We start from the raw sequence: 5,436 nt of genomic DNA, 5'->3' as shown, positions 1-5,436 counted from the left end.
CCGACTCTATCAGACTCTTTCGTGTCCGACTTCCTCGGCGCTTTCCAGGTTTTCGCTTTCGCGCTTTCCTTTCCGGCGGTTCCGACTCTATCAGAAGTTTTCCACCGGATTTCCCCGGCTTCGGATTCTGAAGAATCGAGTGCACCCCACACGGAATTGCATTCCTCAAGGGGGTGGGGTTGCCGAACTTGTCCAGTTCGAGGCAACCGTTTGACTCTACAACCCGGCCTGAGGGGTGTCAAAACGGCCCTGGCACCCCGGTGGCTCCAGGGCAGACCCGAAGGTCCTCGTCTCGGCCAGGTCCTTCACAAGGGCAGCAGCAGGACCGGCGGCTTCTTCCAGCGCCGCCCCTACGCAGCCCAGCAGATCCGCCTCCCACTCGGCCGCCGGCCATCGCACGAAGACGCCGTGCTCGAGGAGGAATGCCATGAATCAGGGCTGGTCTCCCGGTACCAGCGCCTGCGAGGACGGACCCACCGAAACAGGCCGACCTGGGCGGCCAGCCGGCCGCCAACCCCAAGGGCATGGTCGGGCCGGCGCTCTCACCCACCTCCAGGAGGCGGGCCTGGTCCGGCTCGCCCCGGACCCGGTCGACCGCCGAACGAACGCCGTCACCGTCACCCAGGAGGGAACCGCCGTCCTCGCTCGCTGCACAGCTCAGGCCGCCGAGGCGGCCACCGCCGAGCTCCTCGCAGCTCGAACCGGCCACGCCCGACCGCCTGGTGGCCCCGCTGACCCGGCTCCACAAGGCCACGTAGGCCCGTCGGAGACCGGCACCACGCATCATGGGCGGATGGACGAGGTGACCATCAGTGAAGAAGACCGCCGCCAGCTCGGACGGTGGGCTGCCGACTGCGTAGAGCGGGCCCTCCCCCTGTTCGAGGCGAAGGCGCCCTCCGACCCCCGCCCTCGGGAAGCGATCGAAGGCATACGGACCTTCGCGGGCGAGGGAAAGCGAACAGCGAAGCTGCGCTCCGTGGCCTGGGCGGCGAACGCTGCCGCTCGGGACGTCGAGGACCCCGCGGCCACGGCCGCGGCCCGCGCCGCGTGCCACGCGGCGGCGACCCCGTACATCCACCCGCTGGCCACCCCGCACCAGTCGAAGCACGTGCTGGGGCCCGCCGTGTACGCGGCACTCGCCCGGGAACTCGCCACGGGCAACGACACGGTCGTGGGCGACGAGGAGATCGGCTGGGCGGTCGAGCACGCCCCGCCGGCTGTTCGCGAGCTGCTGCGCCGGATGCCGGCTCGCAGCCCGGGCCGCAGCCGACTGGACACGCTCTACTACACACTCGACGCGGCCCTCCGCCACTACCCGGGCCGAGCCGACGGGCTGCCGGTGGGCGAAGCCGAACGGGGCGAGGCGTGAACGCGTAAGGGATCGGGATGGCACTGGTCATCGAGCTACGGCGCGGGGCCTCGACCTCGCGGACGGGACGAAGGGCAGGCCCGAAGCCCACGACCGGCATGCTGGAACGGATCGTCGTCGATGACGGGATCTGGACGGCCCTCGAGCGACTGGGCCGGCACCGGCTCCCCACCCTGGCCGACGTCGACCCCTACGGGGACACCACGCTGCGGGGTGAGGCAGTGGACCGGATGGTGCGGGAGCTGGAAAATGCGCATCTTGCTCGGTTGAGCAGTGCCGAGCACGAGGCCGTCGCGACGCTCCTGGCCTGGGGCATGCGCTGCCGCGCGGACAGAGACCTGCGGATTGCGTTCTCGGGCGACTGAGGACCGCCTCTTGGGTCCGCCGAGTCTTGGGTGACTGCGAGGAACATCGGTCTCGGGGTTGAAGTTGCCGCTGCGGCAGCTCCTACCGTCCTCACCAGGGCCGGAGACACCGGCCCGGTGACACACGTACAGGAGTCGTAAGGGACTGGCCGCTCTCTGAGGTGGCCCGGATGTCGGGTGTGACCGCTCGGACCCTGCGCCACTACGACGAGGTGGACGCCCTTCGGGTGTACCACCGGCACCTGCTCGAGGAGCGGGACCGACTCGACGCCCTGGCCGGCACCGCCTCCCGCACCATCGCCGAACTGGAACAGTCCCGGAAGGACGGCAACCCCATGACGATCAACCGACCGGAGAACTTGTTCGAGGGAGTCCAACCCCTTCAGGACGCGGTGAACATGCGTGACTTCCCCGAACTCGCCGAGGAGATCGGGCGTCGCGCTGCCGGAATGAGCCAGGCCGACGCCGATGCCGGGCACCGTGAGCGCACCGCGCGGATGATCCGGCTGGCCGAACTCATGACCGCAGGCCACCCGGTCGACGCCGACCCGTGCAGGCCGAGATCGACTCCCAGTACCGCGCGCTGACCGGGCTGCGTGCCGTATCCGCCGAGGAGTACCGGGCCATCGGACGCTCTTGCGTGGACAACGACGGCTGGCGCACCGCCCACGAGGCGATCACCCCGGGTCTGGCCGCGTACCAGCGCGACTCCATCGAGGTCTACGCCACCACGCGGCTGAGCTGAGCTGACCTGAGCCGTGGCGCGGCCGCCATCGCGGGACCGAGCGATGGTGGTTGCCGCGGTGTCACGGTGGGCTGGCGATGTTCGATCCCAAGGGCTGATTTCGGTCACCTCACAAGGGGGCCGCCCGTTCTCGGGCTCTGGCTCAACTTCCTTGACGCGGTAGGCAGAGTGATCCGTCCGCGTCTCCGAAAACTCGAAGGCGTGGAAGGCGGCCGGCTCCTATGATCGCGAGCGGGATGGGGCTCGTAGCGCAGTGGCTGTCGCGCCTTCACCGCATGTGGGAGGACGCCGGTTCGAATCCGGCCGGCCCCATCCCGGCTCCTGCAGCTTCGGCCGGTTCGCATCGCCCGGCGCTTCTTCGGCTCGGCAAGCCGGCCACGCTCAGCCGCGGGAAGGCCGATCCCGTGGCGGAGGCTCGGCGCCGACCAGGGGTTGCCTTCACGGTCAAGCCGTCGTCAACCACCCATGGCCCGGACCAGCGGTCGACCTCGTCCCGGGTCAGCGCTTCGATCTCATCAAGAGCCGGCTGTCGGCTGGGATCCATGCCTGACAGCACAGGGCAGGGCAGACGTTGGCTGATGCGGCGCTGGCAGCTTTCAGATGGCTCTCGGAGCCGGCCTGGCCCCACCCGAAGAGGCCGCATCACGGAAGGCTCCCGGTTGTGTGGACCGGCCGGGCAGAGTCATCGATCGGCGGGTAGGGACGCGTCCCAACGGGACTGATCCCGAGACCCGGGCTGCCGCTCGAACGCGCCGCTCTCTCTTCATGCCGACCTGATATGAGTTGATCATGAATGAAGACACCCCTGCCCCGATGGAGCGCCTGCTCGCAGAGCGGGCCTGTGAGCGGCTGATCGTCGACTTCGTGCGACGACTCGACCTCGGGGATCCCAGTTCGGTGGCGGACCTGTTCACGCAGGACGGGATCTGGGAATGGCCCGCCGACGGCCGCCGCATCGCGGGCCACGATGCCCTGCGCACCTACTTCCGCAGCCGGCCCGCAGACCGACTGTCACGCCGCATATGCACCAACATCCTGGTGACCGTCACCTCTCCGGACACGGCCTCCGCCACTACGTACTTCACGACGTACCGGGTCGACGGCTACACCGGAGGCCTCGTGCCGCCCCGGCCCCCGGTTCAGGTGGGGCACTACGAAGACGCGTTCCGAAAAGTCGACGGCACCTGGCTGCTCACCACACGGACCCTGTTCCTCTCTTTCGCCGGTCCCACGGAACGCCTCGACGGACCTGGCCGGTCGTGATCCTCAGGTGATGGGCTCCGAGGCCTCGGAGCCCATCACCTCGCAGACAGCTCTAAGACGAGGACGATCCCGGTGTCGGTGTACTCGTGACCCGGCCCAGTGCTGCCGCGATGGCCTCGACCTGTTGCCGGGCGGTGACCGGCTCTGGACCGGTCAAGGCGTATACGCGTCGGTGATGGCCTGGATCGGTCAGCGCCACCCGTGCGACTGATGCGATGTCCGCAGGGTGGATGGTCGGCAGCGGGGTCTCGGCAAACGGCGCGCGTACGGTCTCGTGGCCACGGATGGTAGCCGCCCACATCAACGCGTTCGAGGCGAACTGCGTCGGCCGCAGGATCGTCCAGGCCATGCCACTTGCCTTGAGCAGTTGCTCCACCGCCAGGTTCTCGCCGGCCGGGCCGAGGTGCGGGTGGGTGTGAACGGTAATGGAGGACACCAGGACGACGTGCTCTGCCCGGGGCCGGGCACGTGCACGTGTACACCGACACCCGGTGAGCATGCTGTGGACCTCGGGGCTCAGGGGTCACGCGACGGGTTCGTCCTCACCAACGGGCAGGAGGACGAGCCCCCGGATGAGGACACCGTCCCCATCCGGGGGTGTGAGCGTTCACGTTTTTCGGCTCTGTCGGGGATCTTGTGATGTCGCAGGGTCATGGGCTGAGGAGTACGCGTTGGCGGAGGAGGTCGAGGTTGGCTCGGCCGTAGCCCATCCGTTTGAGGAGCTTGACGCGGGTGACGTGGCCCTCGACCTGGCCCTTGCTCCAAGGTGTGCAGAGCCCGGCGGTGACGGCGTCGAAGTCACGTTGTAGGCCGTTGACCAGGGAGTGCAGTGCTGGGAGGTCGTCGGCCAGGACGCGGTCCATCCAGTCGGGAGGCTGGTCTCCCCGGAGGTGGTGGAGCATCTCGGCGAAGTCGTGGACGTGACGGGCTGCGGCGTCGAGATGTGGGCAGGCCGTGCGGATCTCCTTGAGTTCCGCGGCGTCTGCGGGGGTGAGACGTTCTGGGTTCGTCAGGATCCACCGGACGCCTCGTCGGGGTTTCGGCGCCGGCCTCGGTTGAGGCCGGGACACGCGCTGCTGCTTCCGCCCTGGTTGGCGGGGCGGCTTGAACGAGCGGAAGTACCGGCGGATGCATTGGACACTTCCGGTGAATCCGAGCTCTCGCAGGTCCCGGTGGAGCTGGGGAATGTTGTGACAGCCGTCCAGCCAGCGGGCATGAAGGTACGGCTTGTGCTCATCCAGTACCGACAGACGTCCGGTCGTCTTGACCAGGAGTTCGTCGAGGCTGCCGGCGCGGGCGAACCGGCGGACGGTGGAGTGGTCGAGCCGCAACGTCCGGCCGATCGCCCCCAGCGACTTCCCTTCGCTCAGCAGCTTCTGGACCGCCGCGTAACGCTCGGCAGTGCGGGCCACCAGGCGCCGTGGCCGGCCCAGCGCGTCAAGCGTGCCGTCGGGCGGAACGAACGGCACGGGCACCGGCTCGGGCTGCTCCGTCGCGACCGGGGCCTGGACGATCGTCTCCGCCGTGACCAGGCCTCGGCGAACGCCTCCCGGATACATCCGTGGTGGGAGCCGACCGTTTTCTCCAGGGCCTCGGCGATGTTGATGGGTCGGGCCGGGGCGCCCTGCCGGGATTACTCCCGGTGGGTTTCCCCGCCCCGCCCTCCGAACCCGGCGTGCGGCTCTCACCGCACC

General features: G+C 68.9%; 5 protein-coding genes, 1 tRNA gene and 2 pseudogenes. 5 read left to right on the top strand and 3 right to left on the bottom strand.

Features of this window, described 5'->3' with window-relative positions; all coding sequences use genetic code 11:
- Nucleotides 1-216 precede the first annotated feature (216 nt).
- Entirely contained in the window at nucleotides 217-429 is a 213-nt protein-coding gene (locus ACIQZO_RS40295; protein ID WP_403636372.1) for a hypothetical protein, read from the bottom strand.
- 364 nt (nucleotides 430-793) lie between these two features.
- Here ACIQZO_RS40295 and ACIQZO_RS40290 point away from each other — a divergent pair, with 364 nt between their 5' ends.
- From ACIQZO_RS40290 to ACIQZO_RS40270, 5 genes and pseudogenes are all read left to right on the top strand, one after another.
- Nucleotides 794-1,369 carry a putative immunity protein gene (locus tag ACIQZO_RS40290; RefSeq protein WP_403636370.1) on the top strand — a complete coding sequence of 192 codons (576 nt, stop codon included), beginning with the start codon at nucleotides 794-796 and terminating at the stop codon, nucleotides 1,367-1,369.
- 17 nt (nucleotides 1,370-1,386) lie between these two features.
- Nucleotides 1,387-1,734 carry a hypothetical protein gene (locus ACIQZO_RS40285; RefSeq protein ID WP_403636368.1) on the top strand — a complete coding sequence of 116 codons (348 nt, stop codon included), beginning with the start codon at nucleotides 1,387-1,389 and terminating at the stop codon, nucleotides 1,732-1,734.
- A gap of 170 nt (nucleotides 1,735-1,904) precedes the next feature.
- Nucleotides 1,905-2,479 (top strand): annotated as a pseudogene (locus ACIQZO_RS40280) (TipAS antibiotic-recognition domain-containing protein).
- Nucleotides 2,480-2,717: 238 nt separating this feature from the next.
- Nucleotides 2,718-2,791 (top strand) — tRNA-Ala (locus ACIQZO_RS40275).
- Nucleotides 2,792-3,268: 477 nt separating this feature from the next.
- Nucleotides 3,269-3,742 (top strand): nuclear transport factor 2 family protein, encoded by a 474-nt coding sequence (locus ACIQZO_RS40270; RefSeq protein WP_403636366.1) that lies wholly within the window; start codon nucleotides 3,269-3,271, stop codon nucleotides 3,740-3,742.
- 91 nt (nucleotides 3,743-3,833) lie between these two features.
- Here the strand turns inward: ACIQZO_RS40270 and ACIQZO_RS40265 are convergent.
- Together ACIQZO_RS40265 and ACIQZO_RS40260 are read right to left on the bottom strand one after the other, a co-directional pair.
- Nucleotides 3,834-4,193, bottom strand: a pseudogene (locus tag ACIQZO_RS40265) (SDR family oxidoreductase); the annotation flags it as partial.
- A 199-nt stretch (nucleotides 4,194-4,392) separates the two neighbouring features.
- Nucleotides 4,393-5,301, bottom strand: coding sequence for a transposase (locus ACIQZO_RS40260; protein ID WP_403636364.1), 909 nt, complete (start codon nucleotides 5,299-5,301; stop codon nucleotides 4,393-4,395).
- Nucleotides 5,302-5,436 lie beyond the last annotated feature (135 nt).

Origin of the sequence: Streptomyces sp. NPDC097617, from assembly GCF_044761485.1 — a bacterium.
Lineage (GTDB): Bacteria > Actinomycetota > Actinomycetes > Streptomycetales > Streptomycetaceae > Streptomyces.
This window is presented reverse-complemented; position numbering and strand designations above follow the sequence as displayed.